This window comes from Desulfovibrio sp. SGI.102, assembly GCF_050314315.1.
Taxonomy (GTDB): domain Bacteria; phylum Desulfobacterota; class Desulfovibrionia; order Desulfovibrionales; family Desulfovibrionaceae; genus Desulfovibrio.
Map to the genome: position 1 here is coordinate 1 of NZ_JBNPNC010000044.1, position 23,866 is coordinate 23,866.

Annotated in this window: 24 protein-coding genes; 13 read left to right on the forward strand and 11 right to left on the reverse strand. The window is 65.9% G+C overall.

What is annotated here, in order from left to right; genetic code table 11:
• Positions 1 to 291: 291 nt before the first annotated feature.
• Positions 292 to 1,278: an ABC transporter ATP-binding protein gene (locus ACQRCJ_RS09540; RefSeq protein ID WP_204626194.1), complete on the reverse strand. Its 987-nt coding sequence runs from the start codon at positions 1,276 to 1,278 to the stop codon at positions 292 to 294.
• Complete coding sequence (gene cobT, locus ACQRCJ_RS09545) at positions 1,278 to 2,375, reverse strand: nicotinate-nucleotide--dimethylbenzimidazole phosphoribosyltransferase (RefSeq protein ID WP_427799683.1); 1,098 nt, start codon at positions 2,373 to 2,375, stop codon at positions 1,278 to 1,280. The genes ACQRCJ_RS09540 and cobT overlap by 1 nt, the downstream gene beginning before the upstream one ends.
• Positions 2,376 to 2,596: 221 nt before the next feature.
• On the opposite strand from cobT, the gene ACQRCJ_RS09550 reads away from it, so the two are divergent.
• The 5 genes from ACQRCJ_RS09550 (at position 2,597) to ACQRCJ_RS09570 (ending at position 6,082) form a co-directional block, all read left to right on the forward strand.
• Positions 2,597 to 3,952, forward strand: coding sequence for a trypsin-like peptidase domain-containing protein (locus ACQRCJ_RS09550; protein ID WP_239463901.1), 1,356 nt, complete (start codon positions 2,597 to 2,599; stop codon positions 3,950 to 3,952).
• Between the two features lie 147 nt (positions 3,953 to 4,099).
• Positions 4,100 to 4,288, forward strand: coding sequence for a ferredoxin (locus tag ACQRCJ_RS09555; RefSeq protein WP_040369804.1), 189 nt, complete (start codon positions 4,100 to 4,102; stop codon positions 4,286 to 4,288).
• Between the two features lie 87 nt (positions 4,289 to 4,375).
• Positions 4,376 to 5,044, forward strand: a complete 669-nt coding sequence (locus ACQRCJ_RS09560) for a YkgJ family cysteine cluster protein (protein ID WP_168935497.1) — start codon at positions 4,376 to 4,378, stop codon at positions 5,042 to 5,044.
• Between the two features lie 10 nt (positions 5,045 to 5,054).
• Positions 5,055 to 5,459 carry a hypothetical protein gene (locus ACQRCJ_RS09565; protein ID WP_006008157.1) on the forward strand — a complete coding sequence of 135 codons (405 nt, stop codon included), beginning with the start codon at positions 5,055 to 5,057 and terminating at the stop codon, positions 5,457 to 5,459.
• Positions 5,456 to 6,082 (forward strand): tetratricopeptide repeat protein, encoded by a 627-nt coding sequence (locus ACQRCJ_RS09570; RefSeq protein ID WP_168935496.1) that lies wholly within the window; start codon positions 5,456 to 5,458, stop codon positions 6,080 to 6,082. The genes ACQRCJ_RS09565 and ACQRCJ_RS09570 overlap by 4 nt, the downstream gene beginning before the upstream one ends.
• Before the next feature lie 453 nt (positions 6,083 to 6,535).
• Here the strand turns inward: ACQRCJ_RS09570 and ACQRCJ_RS09575 are convergent, their stop codons facing one another.
• Positions 6,536 to 7,342, reverse strand: a complete 807-nt coding sequence (locus tag ACQRCJ_RS09575) for a tRNA lysidine(34) synthetase (protein ID WP_297137758.1) — start codon at positions 7,340 to 7,342, stop codon at positions 6,536 to 6,538.
• 228 nt (positions 7,343 to 7,570) lie between these two features.
• Between ACQRCJ_RS09575 and rpoZ the strand changes: the two genes are divergently transcribed.
• Together rpoZ and dnaJ are read left to right on the forward strand one after the other, a co-directional pair.
• Complete coding sequence (gene rpoZ / locus ACQRCJ_RS09580) at positions 7,571 to 7,810, forward strand: DNA-directed RNA polymerase subunit omega (protein WP_168935494.1); 240 nt, start codon at positions 7,571 to 7,573, stop codon at positions 7,808 to 7,810.
• A 5-nt stretch (positions 7,811 to 7,815) separates the two neighbouring features.
• Positions 7,816 to 8,937: a molecular chaperone DnaJ gene (dnaJ, locus tag ACQRCJ_RS09585; RefSeq protein WP_168935493.1), complete on the forward strand. Its 1,122-nt coding sequence runs from the start codon at positions 7,816 to 7,818 to the stop codon at positions 8,935 to 8,937.
• Between the two features lie 273 nt (positions 8,938 to 9,210).
• Here the strand turns inward: dnaJ and ACQRCJ_RS09590 are convergent, their stop codons facing one another.
• From ACQRCJ_RS09590 to ACQRCJ_RS09615, 6 genes are all read right to left on the reverse strand, one after another.
• Positions 9,211 to 13,260 (reverse strand): MFS transporter, encoded by a 4,050-nt coding sequence (locus tag ACQRCJ_RS09590; RefSeq protein ID WP_427799684.1) that lies wholly within the window; start codon positions 13,258 to 13,260, stop codon positions 9,211 to 9,213.
• A gap of 67 nt (positions 13,261 to 13,327) precedes the next feature.
• Positions 13,328 to 13,663, reverse strand: a complete 336-nt coding sequence (locus ACQRCJ_RS09595) for an ArsR/SmtB family transcription factor (protein ID WP_168935491.1) — start codon at positions 13,661 to 13,663, stop codon at positions 13,328 to 13,330.
• Positions 13,664 to 14,074: 411 nt separating this feature from the next.
• Positions 14,075 to 14,536, reverse strand: coding sequence for a hypothetical protein (locus tag ACQRCJ_RS09600; RefSeq protein ID WP_427799685.1), 462 nt, complete (start codon positions 14,534 to 14,536; stop codon positions 14,075 to 14,077).
• 14 nt (positions 14,537 to 14,550) lie between these two features.
• Positions 14,551 to 15,213 carry a flavodoxin family protein gene (locus tag ACQRCJ_RS09605; protein ID WP_204626186.1) on the reverse strand — a complete coding sequence of 221 codons (663 nt, stop codon included), beginning with the start codon at positions 15,211 to 15,213 and terminating at the stop codon, positions 14,551 to 14,553.
• 17 nt (positions 15,214 to 15,230) lie between these two features.
• Positions 15,231 to 16,619, reverse strand: a complete 1,389-nt coding sequence (locus ACQRCJ_RS09610) for an MFS transporter (RefSeq protein WP_168935488.1) — start codon at positions 16,617 to 16,619, stop codon at positions 15,231 to 15,233.
• A gap of 299 nt (positions 16,620 to 16,918) precedes the next feature.
• Positions 16,919 to 17,791, reverse strand: a complete 873-nt coding sequence (locus tag ACQRCJ_RS09615; protein ID WP_168935487.1) for a methylenetetrahydrofolate reductase — start codon at positions 17,789 to 17,791, stop codon at positions 16,919 to 16,921.
• Between the two features lie 139 nt (positions 17,792 to 17,930).
• On the opposite strand from ACQRCJ_RS09615, the gene ACQRCJ_RS09620 reads away from it, so the two are divergent.
• The 4 genes from ACQRCJ_RS09620 to ACQRCJ_RS09635 all read left to right on the forward strand — a co-directional run bounded on the left by ACQRCJ_RS09620 (position 17,931) and on the right by ACQRCJ_RS09635 (position 21,186).
• The gene (locus ACQRCJ_RS09620) at positions 17,931 to 19,106 is read left to right on the forward strand and encodes a phosphodiester glycosidase family protein (RefSeq protein WP_303739808.1); all 1,176 of its coding nucleotides are present in this window, start codon (positions 17,931 to 17,933) and stop codon (positions 19,104 to 19,106) included.
• Positions 19,107 to 19,332: 226 nt separating this feature from the next.
• Entirely contained in the window at positions 19,333 to 19,713 is a 381-nt protein-coding gene (locus ACQRCJ_RS09625) for a desulfoferrodoxin (protein ID WP_006008126.1), read from the forward strand.
• Between the two features lie 19 nt (positions 19,714 to 19,732).
• A complete protein-coding gene (locus tag ACQRCJ_RS09630) occupies positions 19,733 to 19,867 on the forward strand; it encodes a rubredoxin (RefSeq protein WP_006008124.1) in 135 nt (44 codons plus the stop codon).
• Between the two features lie 113 nt (positions 19,868 to 19,980).
• Complete coding sequence (locus ACQRCJ_RS09635; protein ID WP_297137765.1) at positions 19,981 to 21,186, forward strand: FprA family A-type flavoprotein; 1,206 nt, start codon at positions 19,981 to 19,983, stop codon at positions 21,184 to 21,186.
• 107 nt (positions 21,187 to 21,293) lie between these two features.
• On the opposite strand, the gene ACQRCJ_RS09640 is transcribed toward ACQRCJ_RS09635, so the two are convergent.
• The gene (locus ACQRCJ_RS09640; RefSeq protein ID WP_427799686.1) at positions 21,294 to 22,352 is read right to left on the reverse strand and encodes a hypothetical protein; all 1,059 of its coding nucleotides are present in this window, start codon (positions 22,350 to 22,352) and stop codon (positions 21,294 to 21,296) included.
• 80 nt (positions 22,353 to 22,432) lie between these two features.
• Here ACQRCJ_RS09640 and ACQRCJ_RS09645 point away from each other — a divergent pair, with 80 nt between their 5' ends.
• Positions 22,433 to 22,825, forward strand: a complete 393-nt coding sequence (locus ACQRCJ_RS09645; RefSeq protein ID WP_287439595.1) for a PadR family transcriptional regulator — start codon at positions 22,433 to 22,435, stop codon at positions 22,823 to 22,825.
• A 51-nt stretch (positions 22,826 to 22,876) separates the two neighbouring features.
• Positions 22,877 to 23,317 (forward strand): C-GCAxxG-C-C family protein, encoded by a 441-nt coding sequence (locus ACQRCJ_RS09650; protein ID WP_300644361.1) that lies wholly within the window; start codon positions 22,877 to 22,879, stop codon positions 23,315 to 23,317.
• A gap of 151 nt (positions 23,318 to 23,468) precedes the next feature.
• Here the strand turns inward: ACQRCJ_RS09650 and ACQRCJ_RS09655 are convergent, their stop codons facing one another.
• Positions 23,469 to 23,687, reverse strand: coding sequence for a TraR/DksA family transcriptional regulator (locus tag ACQRCJ_RS09655; protein ID WP_040369802.1), 219 nt, complete (start codon positions 23,685 to 23,687; stop codon positions 23,469 to 23,471).
• Between the last annotated feature and the right edge of the window lie 179 nt (positions 23,688 to 23,866).

Sequence of the window (23,866 nt, forward strand, 5' to 3'; positions counted from 1 at the left end):
AATATCCCAGCAATTTTTCCTGGCGCTGCCTCCCCTTCTAACGGGTACGTGAAACGCCCGCTCTCCCGCATCACCTGTCGGGGACAGGCTGTCAGGCACGGCCTTCTTGGCAGGCAGCGTTCCGTCTTTCCGCATAAGACATACTTTAGGGGGGGAGATGCAGGGGCAAGGGACACTCTGCCGCACGTGCCGGCGACCAGCCGGCGGCCCGCAGGCCGTGCCCGTTGCGACGAAAAAAGCTGCGGGCAGCGACGGCAGCGCGAGAGCCCCTCCCCCTGGATGACCTATCATTTACCCATACAGATGGCAGCGGACCCGCCAGCCGGGCTCCAGCTCCTTCCACTGCGGGGCTTCCTCGCGGCAGCGTTCCGTGGCCTGCGGACAGCGGGGATGGAAGCGGCAGCCCGACGGCGGATCCAGCGGGCTCGGCAGCTCGCCCCGGATGTTCTGCTGGGGCGCGCGCACCGGGCTTTTGCCGTCGCGCAGATCCTCAAAGGAAGGCACCGAGGCCAGCAGGGCGCGCGTATAGGGATGGGCGGGCTCCCGGAGCAAACGCTCGCGCGGGCCCTCTTCCACGAAACGGCCCAGATACATGACCAGGATGTGAGGGCACATGAAGCCCACCACGGCCAGATCGTGGGAAATGAACAGATAGGCGGGCCCGAAATCCTCCTGCACCTGCCGCAGCAGGTTGAGGATCTGCGCCTGCACCGAGGCATCCAGCGCCGAGACCGGCTCGTCGCAGACGATAAGATCAGGATGGGTCATGAGCGCCCGGGCCACGGCGATGCGCTGCCGCTGACCGCCGGAGAACTCGTGCGGGTAGCGGCGTTCCAGACCGGCCAGGCCCACCGTGGCGAACATGTCGCGCACCCGCTCCCGGCGTTCCCTGCGGCTCAGGCGCTCCCCGGCCAGCAGGCTCTCCTCCACCGAGGTGCCCACCGTGCAGCGGGGATCGAGGGAAGAGAACGGGTCCTGAAAGACCATCTGGATGCGTCCGGCCGCCATGCTGCCCGCTCCGGCAGGCGGCAGCGGCGCGCCCCGGAACAGGATGCGGCCGCCGGTGGGACGTTGCAGACCGCAGACCAGACGGCCCAGCGTGGACTTGCCGCAGCCGGATTCGCCCACCAGCCCGAGGCTCTGGCCGGGCCGCAGGACAAGGTCCACCCCGTCCACGGCCCGCAGATGGCGCACTTCGCCCAACATGCCCTGACGCACCGGGAAGTGGCAGCGCACATCTTCCAGCGTCAGCAAATCGTCCCTGTTCCCGGTCTCCATCACAGGCCTTCGTCCACCTGCGCCTCGGCAAAGGTGGCCATCTCGTTGAAGATGTTCACGGCGCAGCGCAGCAAATGATAGGCCACGGCGCCGCCGGTGCCCTCGCCCAGCCGCATGTCCAGATGCAGCAGGGGCGTGCCGCTGTCCAGCGCGCCCAGGGCGGGCACATGGCCGGGCTCGGCCGAGGCATGGGACAGGATGGCGTACTGGGCCACCAGCGGGCAGATGTGCACCGCGGCGGCATAGGCGGCGCTGCAGATGAAGCCGTCCACCAGTATGGGCAGGGAGCGCGACGCGGCCCCCAGCATGATGCCGGCCATGATGGCCAGCTCGAAACCGCCCAGCGCGGCCAAGATGTCCACCCCGTCGCCCTTCAGGGCCGCGGCGTTGACCTCTAAGGCGCGACGCACGATGGCGGCCTTGTGGCGCACCCGTTCGGGATCGGAACCGGCCCCCGGGCCCGTGGCCACGTCAGGGTCGAAACCGAACAGCGCACAGTTGATGGCCGTGGCCGGCGTGGAATTGCCGATGCCCATCTCGCCGGTGCCGAAACAGCGGTAGCCCTTGTCCGCGAACTCCTCCACCAGGGCGATGCCGTGGCGCAGGCCCTGCAGGCAGGTCTCACGGCTCATGGCCGGGCCCTTGCTGATGTCGGCGGTGCCGTCGCCCAGGCGGCGGTCGATGAGCAGCTCGTGCGGCTCGTAGGGCCCCCCGGCGCAACCGGCATCCACCACGCGCAGGTCCATGCCGCTGCTGCGGCACAGCACGTTGACGCCCGCGCCGCCGTTGAGGAAATTGCGCGTCATCTGGCGGGTCACGGCCTGCGGCATGGGCGAGACGCCCTGGGCCGTCACGCCGTGGTCCCCGGCCACGGTCAGCATCAGGGCCGGGCTCACGCTCAGGGGCGTGACCCCGCCTGCCATGACATACAGGCTCCGGCCCAGTTCTTCCAGACGCCCCAGACTGCCGCGCGGCTTGGTCAGGTTGTCCAGATGGGCCTGGGCCTTCTCCAGCAGGGAACTTTCCAGGGGACGGATAAAGAGGCCCGGCAGGGCGGGCACTTCCACAGCCTCACGATATACGGGAACTTGTTTCATGTTTTCTGTGTAACGTCTTGCCCGGCCCGGCGCAAGCATGGCCCGTCTTTACCTGTGTGACGGCCTGTATTAAAAAAGGCGGATCCTGCCGGGAATGCCCGCGTGGCCCATGTCCCGCCCGGACAAAAGCAGGGCATCGCCGCCGTCCGTCCACGGCTGCCGCTCCCCTGCCCCTGGGCCTTCCCGCCCTTTTTCCATCCGCAACGATCACGGAGTTGACCATGCATCCGTCGTTTTCCCTGTTCCCCGGCCTGCGCCGCGCCGCAGGCACCCTGGCCTGTCTGGCCCTGCTCTGTACGGCCACGGCCCCTGCCGCCGCGCCCGTGCCGGATTCCAGCCCGCGCATGACCCCGGTGGTGCGCGCCGTCCAGGCCACGGCCCCCGCCGTCGTCAACATCACCAGCACCCATGTGGTGGAGCGCCAGCGCATCTCGCCCATGGACCAGTTTTTCGGTTTCGGCCCGGGCTTCGACCAGCCCCGCCGGCAAAAACGCGTGAGCCTCGGCTCCGGCGTCATCGTGGACGGCAAGCGCGGCCTGGTGCTGACCAACGCCCACGTCATCGCCGGTGGCGACGAGGTCATGATCCATCTGCAGGACGGCCGCCAGTTCCCCGCCGTGGTCAAGGGCGCGGAGCCGGACTTCGACCTGGCCGTGCTGGAGATCCAGGGCCCCCATGACCTGCCCGCCGTGCCCCTGGGCGATTCCTCCGACCTCATGCCCGGCGAGACCGTCATCGCCATCGGCAACCCCTTCGGCTTCAACCACACCGTCACCACGGGCGTGGTCTCGGCCCTGGGCCGCACCATCCGCAGCGAGAGCGGCGTGTTCACCGACCTGGTCCAGACCGACGCCGCCATCAACCCCGGCAACAGCGGTGGCCCCCTGCTCAACCTCGAAGGCCGTCTGGTGGGCATCAACACCGCTGTCCACGCCCGCGGCGAGGGCATCGGCTTCGCCATCCCGGTCAACAAGGCCCGCCGCGTCATGGATGACCTTGTGGGCCAGGGCCGTGTGGCGCCCCTGTGGCTGGGCCTGGCCGCCGACGACGTGGACCAGCGCATGGCCATGGCCCTGGGCCTGCGTGAGCCCCGCGGCATCATCGTCACCCGCCTCTACCCCGGCAGCCCGGCGGGCAAGGCCGGCATCGAGCCCGGCGACGTCATCGACAGCATCAACGGCTCGCCCGTGCGCGACCGTCGCGAATACGTGAACATCCTGCGCAACCAGGTGCCCGGCGCCGAGCTGACCCTGGGCGTGCTGCGCGGCGACAAGCCGGAAAAGATCCGCGTGAAGCCCGCCTCCTTCGACGATGCCACGGCCCTTTCCCTCATGCAGGAGATCTGGGGCCTGCGCGTGCGCGAGGCCGACGGCCTCATGCTGGTGCGCGAGACGCGCCGCCCCGGCCCCACGGACTTCCTGCGCCCCGGCGACGTCATCGCGGCCATCGGCGGCATGCGCATCCGCACCACCGCCGATCTGGTCAACGCCTTCCGCCGGGAACGCCTGGCCAATCAGGTACTGATGCAGATCGTCCGCGACGGCCGTCCGTATTACGCGCGCGTGCTGCTGCAATAAACGCGCCGGACACGTCCCCTGCGACGATGTGCAAAGAAATCTTCCCTTGACAGCCCAAGGGGGGGGACGCTATGCATTCCCTTGGGTGGGGAGACCCCTCCCCCCGAGGACTACAAGAAACGTACGTTTCAACATCTGGAGGACACAATGGGCTACAATGTGAATGTCGATACCGACAAGTGCGTGGGCTGTGGCGAATGCGTGGACGTTTGCCCCGTGGAAGTTTACGAAATCAAGGACGGCAAGTCCGAACCCGTGAACTCCGAAGAGTGCCTGGGCTGCGAATCCTGTGTGGAAGTCTGTGAAACCAGCGCCATCACCGTTGAAGAAGCCTAAGCCCTAAGGGTGCCCAAGCACCTGCAAATCAAAGTGCCGCCGGGCGTTTCGTCTGGCGGCACTTTCATAACCAGCGGAACGACCCCAATGATTCCTGATCTTCAGCCCATTTTTGCCGAATACGAAAAACTCCGCGCCAGCTGTGACGCCGTGTTCGAGCGTATCCGGCACGACCATGCCCAGTGCGTCACCTGCAAGGAAGGCTGCAGCGATTGCTGTCATGCCCTGTTCGACCTTTCCCTGGTGGAGGCCATGTACATCAACCGGGCTTTCCAGCAGGCTTTCGATTACGGTCCGCAGCGCTCGGCCATCCTGACCAGGGCCGCCGAGACCGACCGTCAGCTGACCCGCCTCAAGCGCGAGCTCTTCCGGGAAGAAAAGTCCGGCAAGAGCCCCGAAGCCATCATGGAAGAAGCCGCGCGCATCAAGTGCCGCTGCCCCCTGCTGGGCGATGACGACCGCTGCCTGCTCTACCAGGCCCGTCCCATCACCTGTCGCCTCTACGGCGTGCCCACCGCCATCGCCGGTCAGGGCCACGTCTGTGGCTTCGCCGCCTTCGAAAAGGGCAAGTCGTACCCCACCGTCTATCTGGACAAGATCCAGAGCCGCCTGGAAGACCTGAGCCGCGAGATCGGCCGCACCGTCAACAGCCGCTTCCGCGAGCTGCACGAAGTCTACGTGCCGCTCTCCATGGCACTCATCACCAATTACGACGAGGCCTACCTGGGCATCGGCCCGGCCAAGCCTGAAAAATAGGGAGCGCACCATGCCTTCCGAGCTCAGTTTCATTCCCGCTACCGTGTTCCGCGACGGCACGCCCCAGCGCCTCAACGAGGAACAGGAACAGCTCAAGCGTGAGATCTACGAGCGCATGAACCCGCGGCGCCGCAAGTTCGTGGACCGCATCGGCTACGATAACTGGGATCCCTTCCAGAAGCCCAACGATCCTCTGGACGTGCGCCTGGACGTGACCAAGCGCACCACCCAGCAGCTGGTGCGCGAGTTCCTCCAGCTCAAGGCCGCCAGGAACGAACAGTACGGCAACGACTACGGTCGCGGCGTGCTGGAATGCGCTCTGGGTATTGTGAACCGTGACGAAAAATTCCAGGGCATCACCGACTTCTGCCTCTGGTACCATGATCTGCTGAAAAAAGAGGGCCACATCCTATGAAACAGCGTTACGACGATATCGACGAATATATTGCCGACCTCAAGATGGAGATCGCGGCCAACGAGCAGTGCGCTACCCATCACTACAACCTGGGCCTGGCCCTGCTGAGCAAGCGTGACTTCGTGGGCGCCGAAGAAGCCCTGCTCAACGCCGTGCGCAACTCCCCCCACCTGGCCGAAGCCTATGTGCAGCTCGGCGGCATCTGCCTGGAACGCGGCGACCTGGAAGGCTGCCTGCGCTACAATGAAGAAGCCGCCCAGTGCCGCGCCAAGTTCCCCGTGCCGTGGAGCAACATCGCCTTCGTGCACCTGCAGCGCGGCGAGCCGGACAAGGCCATCACCGCCCTGAAGAAGGCCCTCAAGTGGGACCCCGACTTCGTGCAGGCCAAGAACGCCCTGACCACCGCCTACTACATGCAGGGCGACTTCGAAGCCTGCGAAAAGCTCTGCAAGGAGATCCTGGAAAAGGAACCCGCCTTCGCTCCCGCCTGGAACAACATGGCCCTTGCCCAGTTCGACCTTGGCAAGTACGCCGAAGCCCGCCAGTCCGCCGCCAAGGCCGCCGAGCTGGGCTTTGAAGTGCCCGAGGGCTTCCTGGAAGAGCTCAAGGCCAAGGGCGTCTAGCACACGACGCGCGCCATCGCTGCCCTGAGGCAGTGTCTTTTTGATGAGGGGGAGAGGAGACCTTTTTGAAAAAAGGTCTCCTCTCCCCCTCATGCTCCCCCGCTCCTCCCAAAAACTTTTACTCTGGTCTGTATGGCGGGTCCCCGTCTTCGGATGACGGACACGTCATCCCCCCTGACCGCCAAGGGACAGACATGACCGGACTGGGGGAGTGAGCACCCGTCCGCGCCTGCCGCCTCCGAAAAATCTTTTTCGCACGAAGCCAGTCCCGCCCCCGGCTCCTTCGCATCAAGCGGCCCGCATACTGCCCCGCCAACAGACAGCACGCCAACCGAATGACGTCATTATCCCGCCTGAAAACAGGAAACGGGCAGCCATACGGCTGCCCGTTTCCTGTAATAAAGCGCGTTTGGGGGAGGATGGAGGGCCCGGGGGAAGGCCTCCCTTTGGGCGCTAGCTAAAGGGGGTCCCTTCCCCCCGGACAAACGCCCCGCTCTCCTGCTCTCCGGCATCCGTCACATCAGGCAGGCTGTTCTTTTCCAGCTGCCAGCGGCTCAGGCCGTTGAGGATGCAGCGGCGGGAATCCTTGGCCACGCCGTACAGGGCCTTGAGGGTCTCGCCCATGTCGCTGCGGGCGGTGTTGCCGGCCGAGGGGCAGGCATTGGCCCACAGGGGCAGCTCCCACTGCTTGGCGGCCTTGATGATGTACTTTTTCTCCACCAGCAGCAGCGGCCGGATCAGATGCAGTTTGCCGCCGAAGAAGGGCTCGTTCATGCTCATGCCGTCCACGCGGCCGTTGCGGCACAGGTTCATGAAAAAGGTGGAGACCAGATCCTCGGCATTGTGCCCCAGGGCCAGATGGGTGAGCTTGTACTGCGAACAGAGCTCGAACAGGCGTTTGCGGCGCAGCCAGGCGCAGCGGAAACAGGGGGAACGGCGCTGGTTCTCGGCCGAATGGGCGTGCGGGCCGAAGTCCGTCACCTCCAGATGCGAGGGGATGCCGTGCTGCGAGAGCCAGGCGGCCAGCGGCATATGGCTTTGCGGATCGAAGCCGGGATTGAGATGGATGGCCATGATCTCGAAACGGAAGGGCACGATGCCCTGCCGGATATGCAGGGTCTTGAGCAGCACGAAGCTGTCCACCCCGCCGGAAACGGCCACGCCGATGCGGCAGCCGGGCCAGATCATGCCGGTCTGCTGCATGGCCTTGCCGGCGCTCTTGACGCAGACCTCCTGCGCATAGGAGCGTTTTTCGCGCATATGTCCTCCTGCCCCGCAGGGCATGTGTTGCGTTGATCGGAGGCGGCAGACAGGGCAGGGACGATTTTCCGCGCCTCTGGCCTTGACAGCCGCACAAAAGACCAATAGCATAACTCGCTTGGGCAGGCAAAGAGTTCTGCCCCTATTGCGCCGCGCCCGCTGCTGTCGGGTACGGCGGCATTCATTTTTACACTCCGCCCGCTGTCTCGCGGGCAAGCCGGAGGAACTATGGCCCGCATTACCGTGGAAGATTGCCAGGAACGCGTGAACAACCGCTTTTTGCTGGTCCAGATGGCCATCAAGCGTGTGCGCCAGTACCGTGAAGGCTATGAGCCCCTCATCGAAAGCCGCAACAAGGAAGCCGTGACCGCTCTGCGCGAGATCGCCGCGGGCAAGGTGCTGCCTGACGACATGAGCCTGTACAATCCCCTGCCCGAAGGTCAGGAGTCCGCCAAGAACGAAGGCTAAAGGCCATGGCACAGCGAGACTATTACGAAGTTCTGGGGGTGGACCGCAGCGCCAGCGAGGACGAGATCAAAAAAGCCTATCGCAAGCTGGCCATGCGCTACCATCCCGACCACAACCCCGGTGACGCCGAAGCCGAACAAAAGTTCAAGGAAGCTGCCGAGGCCTATGACGTCCTGCGCGACGCCGAAAAGCGCGCCCGCTATGACCGCTTCGGTCATGCCGGTGTGCAGGGCGGCATGGGCGGTGGGGGCTTCACCAGCAACGAAGACATCTTCGCCCATTTCAGCGATATCTTCGGCGACCTTTTCGGCTTTGCTTCCGCCGGTGGCGCACGTGGTCCCCGCCCCATGCAGGGCGCCGACCTGCGCTACAACCTGAAAGTCACCTTTGAGCAGGCCGCCACGGGCGACGAGATCCCCCTGACCCTGCCCAAGCATGTGACCTGCCCCGACTGCTCCGGCAGCGGTGCCGCTCCGGGCAGCCAGCCCGAGACCTGCCCCCAGTGCCACGGCACCGGTCAGGTGCGCCATTCCCAGGGCTTCTTCCAGATCGCCATGCCCTGCTCCACCTGCCAGGGTACCGGTCAGGTCATCAAAAAGCCCTGCCCCCGCTGCAAGGGCCAGGGCATCGTGGAAGAACGCCGCGAGATCGTGGTGCGCGTCCCCGCCGGTGTGGATACCGGCACCCGCCTGCGTGTGCGCGGTGAAGGGGAACCCGGCGAGCACGGAGGGCCTCCAGGCGACCTGTATGTGGTCCTGCATGTGGAGCCCAGCAAAAAGTACGAACGCCAGGGCCAGGACCTCATCTACACCTGCGAGATCAGCTTCGTGCAGGCGGCCCTCGGCCACCGCGTGGAAGTGCCCGGCCTCAAGGGCCCGCTGCCCTTGGACATCCCCAAGGGCATCCAGAGCGGCACCCTGCTGCGCCTCAAGGGCGAAGGCATGCCCTACCCCGGTCGCAGCAACCGCGGCGACCTGCTGGTGGAAGTCAAAGTCCTGACCCCCACCCGCGTCTCGGACAAGCAGGCCGAACTGCTGCGTGAATTCGAACGCCTGGAAAGTGAAAGCCCGCTGGACAAGGTCAAGAACCTGGGCAAGAAGCTGAGCAAAAAAATGGGCCTGGACTAGGGCGCTGATGCGCGCGAGGACAGGAGCCCACCTCACAAACGAGCTCTTATGCAAAAGGGTGACAGTCGCCAGGACTGCCACCCTTTTTCTTTTATGCAAGCTTTCTGCGGCGCGGGCCGACGTGTCCGCCCGGCGCTGTCGGGGTTGACACCATCAGGGAACGGGCACCGACAAAAGCGTGGATCCTGCTGCGCCTGCGCCCTCATGGTGCCGGCCGGATGCTGCCGTCCAGCCCTCCGTCCGGCTCACGGGCACGGCACCCTGTCGTCCCGGCTAGACGCCCTGACCCTCCTGCATGGCCAGGGCCCGCAGGCTCCGGTAATCCACCTTGCCCGACCCCAGCAAAGGCAGGGCCGCCAGCCGCCGCACCCGGCGCAGCATGTACAAGGCGGAAAGACCTTCCTCCCGCAACACGGCATTGGCCTGTTCACGCTCCAGAGGCAGGGTCGTGAACAGTACCAGCACGGTCTGCCCCTCCTCTTCCAGCGCATCCACGGCCAGCACCGGGCCTTCCTGTCCGGCAGGGGCCATGAAATGACGCCCCAGCACGGCCTCCATCTGCGGCAGGGAGATCATCTCCCCGCCCAGCTTGACGAAACGCTCCCGCCGTCCCGCAAAGGTCATATGCCCGTCACTGTCCGCCCGCACCAGATCGCCGGTGCAGTACCAGTCCTCGCCGTCCAGATGCAGGAAGGGCGAGGCCGGGCCGCCGTCGCTGCCCTGCCCCAGATAGCCGCCGAACACATTGGGGCCCCGCACCAGCAGCAGGCCTGTCTCTCCGGCCGCCAGCCGCTGCCGGGGCTCCTGCACGGATACGATGGCCGTCCGCACCGAAGGCAAAGGCTGACCGATGGTGCCCGTGCGGGCATCCGTGGGCAGGTTGAGGCTGATGACCGGCGAACATTCCGTGACGCCGTAGCCCTCGCACAGCAGCCCGCCGCCGCTCAGGCGGACAAAATCATCGTAAAGGCGCTGCGGACAGGCTTCCGCCCCCACGAAGGCCACGCGCAACGATGCCAGATCCCCGGGCCGGGCCTGCCGCAACATACCGTCCAGGAAGGTGGGGGCCGCCACCAGCAGGGTCGGCCGCCACTGGCGGCATACGGCATCCAGACGGGCGCCTTCCGTGGGATTGGCGTGGAAGACCACCGGCACGCCGAAGCAAAGCGGCAGCACGATGTTGCCCGTGAGGCCCAGCGTATGGAAGGGCGGCAGCATGGCCAGCATGGCGTCGTGGCTGTCCAGGGCCAGGATGGCCGCCACGTCCCGGCAGTTGGCCAGGATGTTGTCATGGCTGAGCGGCACGCCCTTGGGTGCCGCCGACGAGCCCGAGGTGAACAGGATGGCCGCCGGCCGGGACAGCTCTCGGGGCACGGCGCAGCCTTCGAGCCCGGCCAGCGAGAGGAGCGCACGGCAGGCGGCCTCCAGCCGCAGACAGGGGGACAGGGAGGCTGCCGTATCTTCCAGCGGCAGCCATGCGGCCCCGGCCTCTTCGGCGGCTTCGCGCAGGCCGCTGCCTTCCAGGCGATCCAGCAGGGCCCGGGCACTGAGGATATGCCGCACCCCGGCCAGACGCAGACAGTGGCCCAGATTGCGCGGCCCTGTGGTCCAGTTCAGCATGACCGGCGTCTGTCCGGCCAGCAGCACGGCCAGCCAGGCCACGCAGGCCGCTGACGAGGCGGGCAGCATGATGCCCACCCGCTGTCCGCTGCCCAAACGGCGGCGCAGATGCAGGGAAAGGGCCACGGCCTGTATCCAGAACGCACGCGCCGTCAGTATCCGGCCGTTATCGGCCAGCAGGGGGCGGGACGAGGCGCGCCGCAACTGCCGCAGCATGACCAGCGGCAGATTGGGAGCATCAGGCAGGCTGAGCGCCCAGGCGGGACGGGCCCGCACGGCATCCAGCCAGGGGGAGGGCTCTTCCGGCGCTTCCGCTGTGGCGGCCTCCGGCATCTGCCCGGCGGCCAGCAGCAGACAGTCCCCCACCGTTCGCAAGCCTTCCAGAGTGGCGGGAGCGTGCCCAAAACGCTCTTCCAGCCGCACGGCCAGTTCCGTCAGGGCCAGACTGTCCAGCCCCAGATCAGTGTCCAGACGCTGGTCTTCCTTGAGGTTGCCCCACTCCGGGCCCAGAGGCGACGCTTCCGCCAGCAGGCGCAGCACGGCTTCCCTGTCGGCAGCGGCAAGCGGGGGCGGCGTGGCGGCCATCCGGGCCGATACAGCGCCTGTGCCCGCCCCGGACGGGACCTCGGCACGCCAGGGGAAAAGGATCTGCGGGCAGGCCTTTTCACCGCCGTCGGCATCATAAAAAGACTCCAGCAGCGCATTGTACGAACGGACGCCCTCCCCGGGCATGGGACGGCGGGACGGCAGAGCGCAGGTGATGCGCACCTCCCGCCGGGGCAGGAAGAACAGACCGTGACAGAGCAGCGACACCAGCCCGCGCAACAGGGCCCGGCCCAGCACGGGCTCGCCTGCGGCCCAGCTGAAGGACGAGCCCCAGAGGCCGCGCGTGCGCACGAGGACCAGACCGCAGTCGGGCACGGCCTGCAGCAGACGGTACGCGCCGCTGTTGCCGCCCAGATGGGTGCCGCCGTCCCGGCTCAGGCCGCCGGAGGGATACAAAAGGACGTTCTCGCCCCGGGCCAGCGCAGCGGCGCAGCCGTCCAGCGCTTCCCTCACTTGGTCACGGGCGGAAAGGCCGTCACGGCGCAGGTCCGGCAGGGAGATGCAGCCCGTCAGCGCGGCCACCGGCCGCAACCACGGGCGGTGGATCTGATGGCTGTCCGCCAGCGGCCGCAGGTCGAAAGCGGCAAGATGCGTACACAGCAGGGCCGGGTCCATGAAGGCGGGATGGTTGGGCAGCACGAGCACGCCCCTGCCCCGCTCACGCGCCCGCGCCACTTCGGCCTGCAGGACATCCAGCCCTTCCAGACGGACACGGTAACGCAGGGAGAGCAAATAGCGGCCGCAGCCCAGCAGCATGCGGGAGAACAGGATACGGACACGCGAAGCGGCCCGGCGAGGCCCCCGGGGCTCGTCCGCCTTCGCCTCCTCGTCCCCTGTCCCGCTCCTGCTGCCGCCATCGTCGCCATCAGGGAAAGCGGCCTTGAGGCGACGGGCAAAAAAGACGGCCCAGATCAGGGTAAGGCCGCCCAGCAGCATGTGGGCCACGGAAGGCGGGAGGAAGGACAGCAGGGCATAGACCGGCCCGGCCAGCGCCATGCCGGAAAAGGAAAAGAAATTGCTGGTGCCGAGGATGCGGCCCTTTTCCTCCGCTGCCGGGAGCAGCTGGATCTGGCTGGACACCGGCACGATGTACAGGCTGCCGCAGATGCCCACCGCCGCGTAACAGGCAAAGAGCAGGCCGAAACGGAAGGCCTCGGGCGCGGCGGGCACGCCACCGGCGACCGCCAGCAGCAGGCCGATACCGGCGCAGGCGCGGGGCACGCTCCGCCGCCAGTCCCCACGGGCACGGCGGGCCGCCAGCCCGGCCCCGGCACAGATGCCCAGCATGAGCCCGCCGGGCAGCAGGCTGGCCATGGTGGGGCCAAGGCCCAGCTGGGCCACGCCGTAGGCATTGATCTCCAGCAGGACGAGGGTGGACAGGGTGTAGAAAAAGACATCGCCGCACAGGCACCAGAAGATGCCCTGGCGGGCACGCAGGCGCCACAAGTCGCGGGCGGAATCCAGGGCCCCCAGCCAGGGGAAGGGCGGCAGATCTTCCTTGCGGGCGGCAGCGGGGCGGTAGGGGATGAAGAACACGGAGAGCAGGCCCAGCACCGCCACGCCCACGGCCACGGCAGCCACCAGCCAGCGCCCGAAGGGGATCTCCGTGGCGAGCCACTGCCGTTCCAGGGCCCCGCCTGCCAGCGTGATGCCCAGCAGGATGGAGGCCGTGGTGGCCAGCTTGAACAGGGCGTTGACGCGGGGCACGTCCTCGCGGGCGAACAGTTCCGGCAGGGAGCCGTTGAGGGCCGGGCTGAACAGGGTGGCGCTGGCCCCCATGCAGAAGAGCATGGCCAGCATGCCGCTCCAGTGCAGCTGGAGCAGCCCCCAGCCCCCGGCCAGCATGGCGCACACTTCAAGGGCCTTGGCCGCCAGTACCAGACGGCACTTGGGATAGCGGTCGGCCAGCCAGCCCGCCCAGGCGGAGAACAGGACGAAGGGCAGCGAAAAAAGCACGGTGCCCCAGGCCTGCACGGCCGTATGGCCCATGCTCACGGCCAGCAGCAGGATGGCCTGCTTGAAGAAATTGTCGTTGAAGGTGCCGAGGGTATAGCTCACCCCCAGCGAGACGGTCTGTCGCAAAAATCGCCTGCTCATGCGCACTCCTTGCAGCATCCGTGCATGGCGGCGATCCCAGCCAAAACCCCTGCCCAGCCGGGCAGGCTCAGGAACGGTCGCCCTGCTCCGCGGCCAGCTCGGCCAGCGCGTAATCCCGCACCCGGTCGAGCATCTCCACGGCAAAGGGCAGGTCGCGCCGGTAAAGCACTTCCCGGCCCTGCCGCCGGGGGATCAGCAGCCCGGCCCGTACGAGGACGTTCACATGATGGCTCACGGCCGTACGGCTCAGGCCCACGGTCGCCACAAGGCTGCTGAGGCTGATGCTCTCCCCGGGCTCGAAGAGCAGAAGGATCTTCTGCCGGGTGGCGTCCCCCATGGCGGAAAAGACCCGCGCCACGCGTTCCCAGTCGTCCGGCAGGGCGGTGATATACGAGGAATTCATGCCCTTGGTGTAGACGCTGGGAAAGTATGCTGTCAACATCAAACTAAAAAAGTAGTTTTATCATGTCAACTAAAAAACTAGTTTTATAGTTTTAATGCCCGCCCTCCCCGCCTGCAGGCTCCAGGGGCACACGCCCTGCCAGCCGGAACGAGAAACGTTTCCCTATACAGGGCACAAAAAAACAGGGCCGCACAGCACCGGTGCAGCCCTGCCGATATCGATAATTTCAAGATAGATGTCCGCATGTTACGACCAAAGATCCCGTCACATGCCCCGCAACGGCGATGCCGGCCTGACCGCAACGCGGGGACGGACTGCACCTCCATGCCGGTAAAGGCCCATCCTCCCGCACGGGACGGATGCCCACGCCACGGCTCCCCCATCCTCTTGCCCGCCGCAGGCTCACGGGGCTCAGGCCGGGGAAGCCGAAGCCAGCCGCGTCATGGGCAAGCGCTCCGGCAACTCCTGCGGCAGGGACAGGCGCAGGGCCCTCCCCCCGTCCAGAGCCACGGCCAGCACAGCGCAGACGCGCAGCTCGGCCCGTCCCGGCTCCTCCGGCAGGGCCCCCAGGCACAGGAAAAAGGCCAGGCCTTCGGCCGGGCAACTCCCCAGCAGGGCGTACTCGGCCGCTGCCAGCCGCAGGGGGCCGGTGCAGCCCAAAGCGCAGGCCTCGCCCAGCAGCAGGCCCTCTTCCGGCTGTCCGGCCGGATGCAGCACGCCCACAGGGCTCCCAGGCTCCCGGCGCCAGAAATGGAAGTCCGCCGCAGCGGGGAAATCTTCCAGCCCGGCCGGAAAATGCCACTGCGCCGGGACAGCCTCCCCTGCCGGGGACAGGGGGCTGAACAGCAGCGCGGCGTCTTCCGCCTCCGTCATCCCGCCCTGCCGGATCACGCGCCCTGCCCTGCCAGCTTTTGGACCATCTCCTGCCCCATGACGAAGGCCTGACGGCACTCCTGCGGGAACTGCTCCTCGCGCCGACGCCGCTTGTCCGCCTCGGAAAAACGGTCGGCCACATATCTGGCATAGTCGTCGAACTGCCAGGTGTCGGTCACATACTGGACGGAGGGCGTGCTGAAGATGCGCCCCAGATAGCCATCCATGACGGCCAGGGTCTCGGGATAGCCGTGCTGCCGCATGGTCTCCGCATCCACGTTCATGGTGTAGATGCAGGCCATCGCCAGACGGCGGGGCGCGATGGTGCTGCGCCGGCGGTCATAGACCAGATAGGGGAAGCACAGACGTTCCTGGAACGAACGCATGGCGCCCGTCACGTTGCCGAAATAGACGGGACTGCCCAGGGCCAGCCCATCGGCCTTTTCCAGCGCGGCCAGCACGGGCGAAAGGTCGTCCTTCAGGGCGCAGTGCCCGTACGAGGCCCCGCCCCGGAGCTTGCAGGCGAAACAGCTGCGACAGCCGGAGGCCTGAAGATCATAAAGATGGATCAGCTCCGTGTCCGCCCCGGCGCTGCGGGCCCCTTCCAGAAAGTGTTCCAGCACCGTGGCCGTATTGCCCTTTTTGCGCGGGCTGCCGTTGACGGCGAATATCTTCATGGCATCGTGCCTCCGGTTCAGGCGGCCTTGGCGCCGCTGCTGTTGCGGGCCAGGGTACAGCCCACGGCCAGCAGGCTCAGGATACCGAACAGCACCATATCCACCTGCGTGCAGTGCAGGAAGGCGTCGATATTGTCCTTGCCCACCGGCTCATGGCCCAGAAAAATACTCAGGGTCAGGGTGATGATGGTCAGGTTGCCCAGCATGCCGGCCGTACGCACCGTGCCCACCAGCCCGGAAGCCTGCCCCACCCGCTGCGGCCCGGCCGCTTCGAGGATGATGGTGGTGTTGGGCAGGGCAAAGATGCTGGCCCCGGCACCAATGAAGCACTGGGCCCCCACGATGATCCAGAGCGAGGAATCCATGTCGAGGAAAGCGGCACTCAGCAGGCCCAGCCCGCAGAGCACCGTCCCGGCGGTACTGATGAGGCCCTGGTCATAACGGTCGCAAAGACGGGCGGCCAGCGGACTGGCCAGGGACTGCACGGCGGCCTGCAGGGCCAGCATCAGACCGGCCTCCTGCACGCTGAAGCCCCGCCCCACCTGCAGGTAGAGGCTGAAGAAAAAGACCATGCCGAAAAAGGAGCAGTAGTTGACGAAGGCCGCCACCAGCGACAGGCTGAGGACCCTGTTCCTGCGCAGCAGGCGCACGTCCACCATGGGGAAGGGACTGCGCAGCTCCCGCCAGACGAAACAGGCCAGCAGCACGAGACAGAGCAAAAAGAGCCCGCCGCCCAGCAGATGATCGTCCGCGATACAGGACGCGCCAAAGGTCAGGGCCGCCATGGCCCCGCCATAGAGCAGACAGCCCGGCACGTCGAAGGGCTCCTTGCCGGCGGTGCGCCACTCCAGGGGGACCCGGAAGATCATGATGCACATGGCGGCCAGCGCGGCCAGGCCCGTGCCCCAGAACAGCCAGCGCCAGCCCAGCCAGCCGGCCACCAGACCGCCCACCGGCGGCCCGCAGGCGATGCCCGCATAAACGGCCACGCCGCTGAGGCCAAGATAGCTGGCCCGCATCTCCTTGGGCGCGGCGGACGCCAGCAGGGCCAGGCTGGACGAACTCAGCATGGCGGCCCCCATGCCCTGGAACAGGCGCAGGCCGATGAAGACGTCGATATGAGGGATGTAACCCAGCACCAGAGCCAGCACACTGAACAGGCTCAGGCCAAAAAGGAAGACCCGGCGCCGTCCGTAGATATCCCCCAGGGTGCCTCCGGCCAGCTGGAACACGACCAGCCCCAGCGTATAGACGGCCCCCAGCAGACTGAGTTCACGGGCACTGGCCCCCAGGCTTTCCCCCAGGGGCGGCAGGACGGCGTTGACCCCGGCCACCATGAACGGCATGAAAAACTGCGCCGCGCAGACGGCCAGCAACAACCAGCGATGTTCTTTTGCGATGCTCATGGACAACCCTAAAACCGGAGGCCGGGGGTGGTCAACCGGATGTGAAATCGTGAAAAAAAAACAGTTACGGTGAGAAATGACCGCCTCCGTGCAGGGCACAAGACGTCGGCCCGGGGCCGGGCCATGCCCGCAGCAGCGACACAGGCGGTGCCGGTCCGGAGCTCGGCCCCCCTGCGGAGGCGTATCGGGATGCGACGAAAAAACGGGAAGGACACCTGGCCCTTCCCGTTTTTTCAGGGAGCCGCGCGGTCCCGGCAGCTCCCGTCATCATTCATGTTCTCCCCCACCGGGGAAGCGGCCTACAGGCCCGCTTCTTCCACCAGGCGCAGGCACATCTCGGATTTGTTGAGGCTGTACAGATGGATGCCGGGCGCGCCGCAATCCAGCAGCTGCCGGATCTGGCGGGCGGCAAAACGCAGGCCCGCTTCGCGCACGGCCTCCACACCGCCTTCGTTGTGGGCCGCTTCCAGTTCCAGATAGAGCTTGCCCGGAATGTTGGCCCCGCACAGCGAGAGCACGCGGCGCAGGGAATCGAAGCTCTGGATGGGCAGGATGCCCGGGATGACCGGCGTCTCCAGTCCGGCGGCGCGCAGCGAGCTGACCAGGGACTCATACTCGCGCACATCGAAGAAAAGCTGGGTGATGACGAAATCCGCTCCGGCGCGCAGCTTGTCGGCCAGATAGGCCCGGTCCGACGCGAAGGTGGCCGCATCGGGATGGGGCGCGGGATAGCCCGCCACACCGATGCCCAGGTCGGGATGCTCCGAGCGCAGGAAACGCACGAGGTCACGGGCGTTGTGGAAATGGCCCGCGTTCCAGTCCCAGTCGCTCACGCCGCGCGGCGCATCCCCGCGCAGGGCCAGCACGTTGTGGACCCCGGCAGCACGCAGATGGCTCACAAAATCGCTGATGGCCTGCGGCTCGGCGCCCACACAGGTCAGGTGCGCCATGACGGTGAAGCCCCGCCGGGCCAGCTCCGCCGTGACGTTCAGTGTGTTCTGCTGTTTGCCGCCCCCCGCACCGTAGGTGACGGAGAGGAAAAGGGGATCGATCGAGCGCAGGCGCTCCACGGTCTCGTAGAACTCCGGCAGATGACTTTCCGCGGCAGGGGGAAAAAATTCCAAAGAAACAAAAGGCTTGGTTGTCTGGCGGAGAGCCTGGGCGATCTGCATGACAAAACTCCTGGGAACTGTGAATCAGAAAAAACGGTTTCGATGCCCCAACTATATCAATATAACTTGATAAGTCAATATAGTTTGTCCGCCCCTTCCCGCCAGAGCCTGATGCTTGCCAAAAAAACAAGGGCGCTCTATGTCAGCAGGTATGGACGCTTCGGTCGCACCCGCTTTTTGTCATCCCGCCTTCCCTGCCGGTCTGCTCCGCCGCAGGCAGCACGGCCTTCTTGCCTGCTGTCTTCGCTCGCTCTACCTGCTGCTCTGCCTGCTGGTCTTCTGCCCTGCCGAAGCCGGAGCGGAAGGGGACCTTCCGCCTGCCCCCCCTGCGCCTTCCCTGAGTCTGGAACTGGAACAGCTCGACCTTTCCGGCCTGCCCGGCTTGCCCCCGCTGCCCGCCGAGGATGAAGTCCTGCCTGCGGCAGCCACCCAGGCCCTGCCGCTCCCGGACGAGGCCCCGGCAGCGGACGCCGGTACCGAGGCCGATGCGGCCCTGCCGGAAGCCCCCCGCTGGAACGCCCTGGAAGAGGGGCTCGAATATGCGGAGTTCTCCCTGCAATCCGAAGCCGGGCAGCAGGCCTCTTTGACCGTCCTGCGTATCGACCCGGAATTGTTCGACTTCCGCCTCTATGCCAGCGCGGCCCACAAGCATCCGGCCCTGACCCTTGGCCAGTGGGCCGACAGCCATGATCTGGTGGCCGCCATCAATGCCAGCATGTATCTTCCCGACGGCGTCACCAGCACGGGCTACATGCGCCAGGACGACTACATCAACAACAAGCGCCTGGTCCGCCGCTTCGGCGCTTTCTTCGTGGCCGGTCCCCGCCAGGAGGGCCTGCCCCGCGCCGACATCCTGACCCGCGAGGATCCCCAGTGGCAGGAACTGCTGGAGCAATACCGCCTGGTCATCCAGAACTACCGCATGATCAATGACGAGCGCCTCATCCTCTGGTCTCCCGGCGGCCCCCTGTACGCCATCTCGGCAGTGGCCGAGGACGGGGCGGGCAAGATCCTCTTCCTGCACTGCCGCGAACCGCTGGAAGCCTACAGCTTTGCCCACGCCCTGCTCCACCTGCCGCTGGATGTCCGTACCGTCATGTATGTGGAGGGCGGCATGCAGGCCGGGCTGGTGATCCGCTCCCCCGGGCTGCATCAGGAGCTGCGCGGACGGCACCTGGCCGATTTTTGGGTCACGGGCAATGTGCGGGCCCAGCTGCCCAATGTGCTGGGCATCCGTCGCCGGCATGCCCCGGCCCTGCCGGACTGTCCCACCATGCTCCAGCAGACGGCCGTCCCCGCCGCTGCCGCCGAATGATGGCGGAACACGCCAGATATACAGACTTTTTTCTCTGCATCCTTCGCGCCAGGGCGGGAACGAGTTTTGTGAAAAACTTCTTTATTAAGAAAAATTACTATTATAGCCGAAAAACCTCTTTACAGCGGGGCCGTCTTGGTTCAAAGTAGCGTCGTCGGAAGGAGTTCCGGCAACATGCAAACACCGATCCCAACTGTCCGGCTGCGGACAAAGGTAGACAAATATCATGCCGAATCAGCTTGAAGTTTATAAGTGTACCCATTGCGGCAATATCGTTGAAGTCATCCACGGCGGCGGCGCCAGCCTGGTCTGCTGTGGCGAGAACATGAAGCTCATGAAGGAAGGCTCCACCGACGGCGCCATGGAAAAGCACGTGCCCGTGATCGAAAAAATCGAAGGCGGTTACAAAGTGACCGTGGGCAGCGTGGCCCATCCCATGGACGAGAACCACTACATCGAGTGGATCGAACTGCTGGCCGACAACCAGAGCCTGACCTGTTTCCTGAAGCCGGGCGACAAGCCTGAAGCGGTGTTCAAGACCGACGCCGAAAAGGTCACTGCCCGCGAATACTGCAACCTTCACGGCCACTGGAAGGCCGAAAACTAGGCTCATAAGGAGAGACACCATGAAATACGTTTGCAGCGTGTGCGGTTACGAATACGATCCCGCCGAAAACGACAACGTGCCCTTCGACCAGCTGCCTGATGACTGGACCTGCCCCGTCTGTGGCGTGAGCAAGGATCAGTTCGAACAGGCCTAAGCCCTGTTTCTTCCGCTCTTTCCGCCTGCCCTGCCGCCCTGCGGCAGGGCAGGCTCGTTTATGCCCTTTGCGGCATCCTGACCGTGAACAATATCCCCTAATGGAGAATTTTCATGCAGCCCGTTGAAATTAAAAAAGATATTTTCTGGGTCGGTTGCGTGGACTACGATCACCGTGACTTCCACGGCTATTCCCGCTCCCCCGAAGGTTCCACCTACAATGCCTACCTGATCCGCGACGAAAAGAACGTCCTGATGGATACCGTGTATCCCGGCTGGGCCGGCAACATGCTGTGCCGCATCGCCAAGATCATGGATCCTGAAAAGATCGACTACATCGTCTGCAACCACATGGAACCCGACCACGCCGGCAGCCTGGCCGAAGTGGTGGCCCGCGTGAAGCCCGAAAAGATCTTCGTCTCCACCTTGGGCTACAAGTCCATGCAGGGCTACTTCGACTGCAAGGACTGGCCCATCGAAGTGGTCAAGAGCGGCGACAAGCTGAACATCGGCAAGCGCAACATCATCTTCCAGGAGACCCGCATGCTGCACTGGCCCGACAGCATGGTCTCCTACATCCCCGAAGACAAGCTGCTCATCAGCAACGACGCCTTCGGCCAGAACATCGCCACCAGTTACCGCTATGCCGATGAGCACGACCAGGGCGACTTCGTGCGCGCCATCAAGGAATACTACTACAACATCGTGCTGCCCTACTCTCCCCAGGTGCTGAAGACCCTGCCCATCGTGGAGAGCCTGGACATCGACATGATCGCCCCTGACCACGGCCTGATCCACCGCGGCGAAAAGTCCGTGAAGTTCATCGTGGACATGTACCGCCAGATGGCCGAACAGAAGCCCCAGCAGCGCGCCATGGTGATCTACGACACCATGTGGCATTCCACCGAAAAGATGGCCTATGCCGTGTGCAGCGGTCTGGAAGAAGTGGGCGTGCCCACCCGACTGATGTCCGTGAAGAGCAACCATCACAGCGAGATCATGACCGAACTGGCCAACTGCGGCGCCGTGATCGCGGGCTCCCCCACCCACAACAACACCATCATGCCCCTGATGGCCTCCACCCTGACCTACATGAAGGGCCTGCGTCCCCAGAACCGCGTGGGCGGCGCTTTCGGTTCCTTCGGCTGGTCCGGTGAATCCGCCAAGGTCCTGCACGAGATGCTGGCTTCCATGGGCATGGACATGCCCGCCGATTTCGTGAAGTGCAACTGGACCCCGCGCCACGAAGCCCTGCGCGCCTGCGTGGAACTGGGCAAGACCGTGGGCGAGGCCCTGAAGAAGAAGTGCCGGGGCGAATAAGCCCGCATCCTTCCGAATGCCCTACGGCGTCCCCAAACGGGGGCGCCGTTTTTTTATGCCCCGCGTGAAGCGGCAAAGAGCCTCCGTCCCATCCGGCAGGCAGACATCTACTGGAGCCGGGCAGGCCGAACCCGGGCCGCGGCTTCTGTCAGATAGCCCTGGGAGGCCAGCAGACGGGCCGCATCGGACACGGAAAATCCCTGCCAGGGCCCACTGGCAGTCCCCTCCCCGTCCCGGGGGATGGCGCCGGTCTCCACCACCAGGACGTTGGCGCCCCAGGCCACCGCTTGCGCCACGGGCGGATGCACGCAGATGTCCGGCGTCTCCTGCCCGCAGCAAATACGTGTCACCGCCACCAGCTGCGCCAGCCGCTCCGCGCTCACAGGCGGATAGGACGCCAATGGACTTCCGGGCACCGGCACACGGGCCATGACGCCGCAGACCTTAGCCCCGGCCTCCAGACCGGCCAGCAGCACGTCCGCTATCTCTTCATCCGTATGTTCGCTGCCCACCGGCTCCACCAGATGGGCCGGGCCCAGACCTTCCGCATGGATCCTGTGCAGGCTCCGCCGCCGTTCCCGGGGATCGAAGGGCGTGTCCCGCCCCTCGCCCAGCCGCAGGGCATGGTAGAGCAGGCCCACACCGGCCTGCCGCAGGGACGCGGCCCCGGCGGCATCAAGCTGGCGGGTATTAGCCACCAGGCAGCAGGAAGGCGGCAGGACGCCGCGGACCCGCGCAGCCAGACCGCACAGAGCCTCCAGACCGTAGGCCTCCGTCGTGCGCAGCACCACCCAGGACGCTCCGGCCGCGGCAAAGGCCGCGGCAGCATGCGCGACCTCCTCCCCGCTCCAGCAGCGGGCGCGGCGCACGATGCCTCGGCTTTGCCCGAAGGCGCAGAAGGCACAGTCCATGGGGCAGGGGACGCAGTCCACACCGATGGCGGCCCAGACCTTTCCCCTGTTGCCCGCCAGCGTGCACGCCATATGGCGGGCCGTCTTTCCCAGCAGGGCCGCCTGCGGCGAGTCCGCCCCCCAGGACAGCAAGGTCAGGATGTCGTCCCTTTCCGGCAGCTTGCCCTCTAGCGTGTGGCGGCGTACCTTTTCCAGCAGCAGGGCGTCCTCCCGGCCAACGGCAGGGACGTCCCCGGCTCTCCTGATGTCTGTCACGACAGCACCTCCCGGGAAATGGTTTGACAGAGGCCTCTTCCCTGTTTATGTTCAATCTATAGTAGACTAACTCTAATATTATGTTCGTGCAAGAAGATTCCCTTTTTGACGGCTGCCCTTGCAGCGGTTGCAACCTGCCCCGTTTCGTCCTGCCCCTGCTGCTGGGCCTCCTGGCCGATGGCCCGCAGCACGGCTACCAGCTCTTGCAGCGGCTCAGGGACTTCCACACCCTGCGCGACAGCCCGCCGGATCAGGCCGGGATATACCGTCTTTTGAAACAGATGGAGGACAACGGCCTCGTGAGCGGCGAGCAGGGGCCCGGCCGCACCGTGGGCAAGCGCAGTTTCACCCTGACGGCACGGGGACAGGCCTGCCTGGGCACCTGGGCCGGGACGCTGACCCGCTATCAGGAGGATATCGCCTGCATCGTCCGCTTCCTGCGTCGCGGACGGGATGGGGGCGGCCTTTCCTGATATGGGCAGATCCCGGGCCTCCTGCCGTCTGCAAGACCTTTGGGAGGCATCATGGATCATCAGGAGATCGTACGCCAGTTCGCTGCCTGCATCGTTTGCAGCCAGCAGATCTGCCGCCATTTCGCGCCCCGGCTGGGCATCGACGACAGTCTGGCCCTGCGCATGGCTGCGGCTTTCGGCAGCGGCATGGGCCATGCCGGGACCTGCGGCTGCTTCACCGGCGCCATGCTCGTCCTCGGCCTGCGCTTCGGGCCGCGCGACAGCGCCGCGGCGCCCGCCTGTGCGGAGCGGCTGGCCGCCGAGAGCCGCCGCTTCGAAGATCTCTTCCGCCAGGAGCATGGCAGCCTGCTGTGCCGCGACATCCTCGGCATCGACATCTCGTCCCCCGAAGGCATGGCCCGGGCCTGTGCGCAGGGGGTCTTCAGCACTGTCTGCGCGCCGCTGGTGGCCCGCACATGCGCGCTGCTGGAGTCCGGCTGGGACAGGCCATAGAAGCGGCTGGGGCACAGCAGCGCCGCAGCTCCCTTCCCGGCACGCTGCGGTCTCCGCGCCGGAGGCCCTGCGCTCCACGACGCCGGGGACAGATGAAAAAAGGCCGGAGCCTCAAGGGCCCCGGCCTCCGGTTGTCCGTTATCAAAAAATGCTAGCGTCCGCTTTCGCGTTCTTCCTGGCAGGCACGGCACAGGCCGACACCGGGCAGGGCCTCCAGACGCTTCTGGGGGATGGGCTCGCCGCATTCGCGGCAGCAGGCCACGCCGTCGATCCAGTCGGGACCGCCCTGGTCCATGGCAGCGCGGGCGCGGGAGAGGGCAGCTTCACGGTCCAGACGTTCAAGTTCAGTGGCCTGGTCAAAAACATCCATGCATCTGTCTCCTTAAAGCAAGCGGCAATCCCGTATGAGCCGGGATTGCCGTAGTGGATTGGTGCGGGCCTGTGTAGCACAGGCGCCCCATCCTGTAAAGAGTCCGCCCGCAGCCACCAGGAAAAAATCAGGGCCGGCAGGCTCCTGGGCGACCGTGATGGCCGCCCCTGAAAAACGCT

What these genes read in the sequence shown, in the direction of transcription:
- ACQRCJ_RS09590 (WP_427799684.1), bottom strand. Translation starts at nt 13,260, where the DNA reads ATGAGCAGGCGATTTTTGCGACAGACCGTCTCGCTGGGGGTGAGCTAT.
- ACQRCJ_RS09615 (WP_168935487.1), bottom strand. Translation starts at nt 17,791, where the DNA reads ATGCAGATCGCCCAGGCTCTCCGCCAGACAACCAAGCCTTTTGTTTCT.
- ACQRCJ_RS09625 (WP_006008126.1), top strand. Translation starts at nt 19,333, where the DNA reads ATGCCGAATCAGCTTGAAGTTTATAAGTGTACCCATTGCGGCAATATC.
- ACQRCJ_RS09620 (WP_303739808.1), top strand. Translation starts at nt 17,931, where the DNA reads ATGTCAGCAGGTATGGACGCTTCGGTCGCACCCGCTTTTTGTCATCCC.
- ACQRCJ_RS09540 (WP_204626194.1), bottom strand. Translation starts at nt 1,278, where the DNA reads ATGGAGACCGGGAACAGGGACGATTTGCTGACGCTGGAAGATGTGCGC.
- ACQRCJ_RS09645 (WP_287439595.1), top strand. Translation starts at nt 22,433, where the DNA reads ATGTTCGTGCAAGAAGATTCCCTTTTTGACGGCTGCCCTTGCAGCGGT.
- ACQRCJ_RS09565 (WP_006008157.1), top strand. Translation starts at nt 5,055, where the DNA reads ATGCCTTCCGAGCTCAGTTTCATTCCCGCTACCGTGTTCCGCGACGGC.
- ACQRCJ_RS09650 (WP_300644361.1), top strand. Translation starts at nt 22,877, where the DNA reads ATGGATCATCAGGAGATCGTACGCCAGTTCGCTGCCTGCATCGTTTGC.
- ACQRCJ_RS09575 (WP_297137758.1), bottom strand. Translation starts at nt 7,342, where the DNA reads ATGCGCGAAAAACGCTCCTATGCGCAGGAGGTCTGCGTCAAGAGCGCC.
- ACQRCJ_RS09570 (WP_168935496.1), top strand. Translation starts at nt 5,456, where the DNA reads ATGAAACAGCGTTACGACGATATCGACGAATATATTGCCGACCTCAAG.
- cobT (WP_427799683.1), bottom strand. Translation starts at nt 2,375, where the DNA reads ATGAAACAAGTTCCCGTATATCGTGAGGCTGTGGAAGTGCCCGCCCTG.
- rpoZ (WP_168935494.1), top strand. Translation starts at nt 7,571, where the DNA reads ATGGCCCGCATTACCGTGGAAGATTGCCAGGAACGCGTGAACAACCGC.
- dnaJ (WP_168935493.1), top strand. Translation starts at nt 7,816, where the DNA reads ATGGCACAGCGAGACTATTACGAAGTTCTGGGGGTGGACCGCAGCGCC.
- ACQRCJ_RS09610 (WP_168935488.1), bottom strand. Translation starts at nt 16,619, where the DNA reads ATGAGCATCGCAAAAGAACATCGCTGGTTGTTGCTGGCCGTCTGCGCG.
- ACQRCJ_RS09630 (WP_006008124.1), top strand. Translation starts at nt 19,733, where the DNA reads ATGAAATACGTTTGCAGCGTGTGCGGTTACGAATACGATCCCGCCGAA.
- ACQRCJ_RS09600 (WP_427799685.1), bottom strand. Translation starts at nt 14,536, where the DNA reads ATGACGGAGGCGGAAGACGCCGCGCTGCTGTTCAGCCCCCTGTCCCCG.
- ACQRCJ_RS09550 (WP_239463901.1), top strand. Translation starts at nt 2,597, where the DNA reads ATGCATCCGTCGTTTTCCCTGTTCCCCGGCCTGCGCCGCGCCGCAGGC.
- ACQRCJ_RS09555 (WP_040369804.1), top strand. Translation starts at nt 4,100, where the DNA reads ATGGGCTACAATGTGAATGTCGATACCGACAAGTGCGTGGGCTGTGGC.
- ACQRCJ_RS09560 (WP_168935497.1), top strand. Translation starts at nt 4,376, where the DNA reads ATGATTCCTGATCTTCAGCCCATTTTTGCCGAATACGAAAAACTCCGC.
- ACQRCJ_RS09605 (WP_204626186.1), bottom strand. Translation starts at nt 15,213, where the DNA reads ATGAAGATATTCGCCGTCAACGGCAGCCCGCGCAAAAAGGGCAATACG.
- ACQRCJ_RS09655 (WP_040369802.1), bottom strand. Translation starts at nt 23,687, where the DNA reads ATGGATGTTTTTGACCAGGCCACTGAACTTGAACGTCTGGACCGTGAA.
- ACQRCJ_RS09635 (WP_297137765.1), top strand. Translation starts at nt 19,981, where the DNA reads ATGCAGCCCGTTGAAATTAAAAAAGATATTTTCTGGGTCGGTTGCGTG.
- ACQRCJ_RS09595 (WP_168935491.1), bottom strand. Translation starts at nt 13,663, where the DNA reads ATGAATTCCTCGTATATCACCGCCCTGCCGGACGACTGGGAACGCGTG.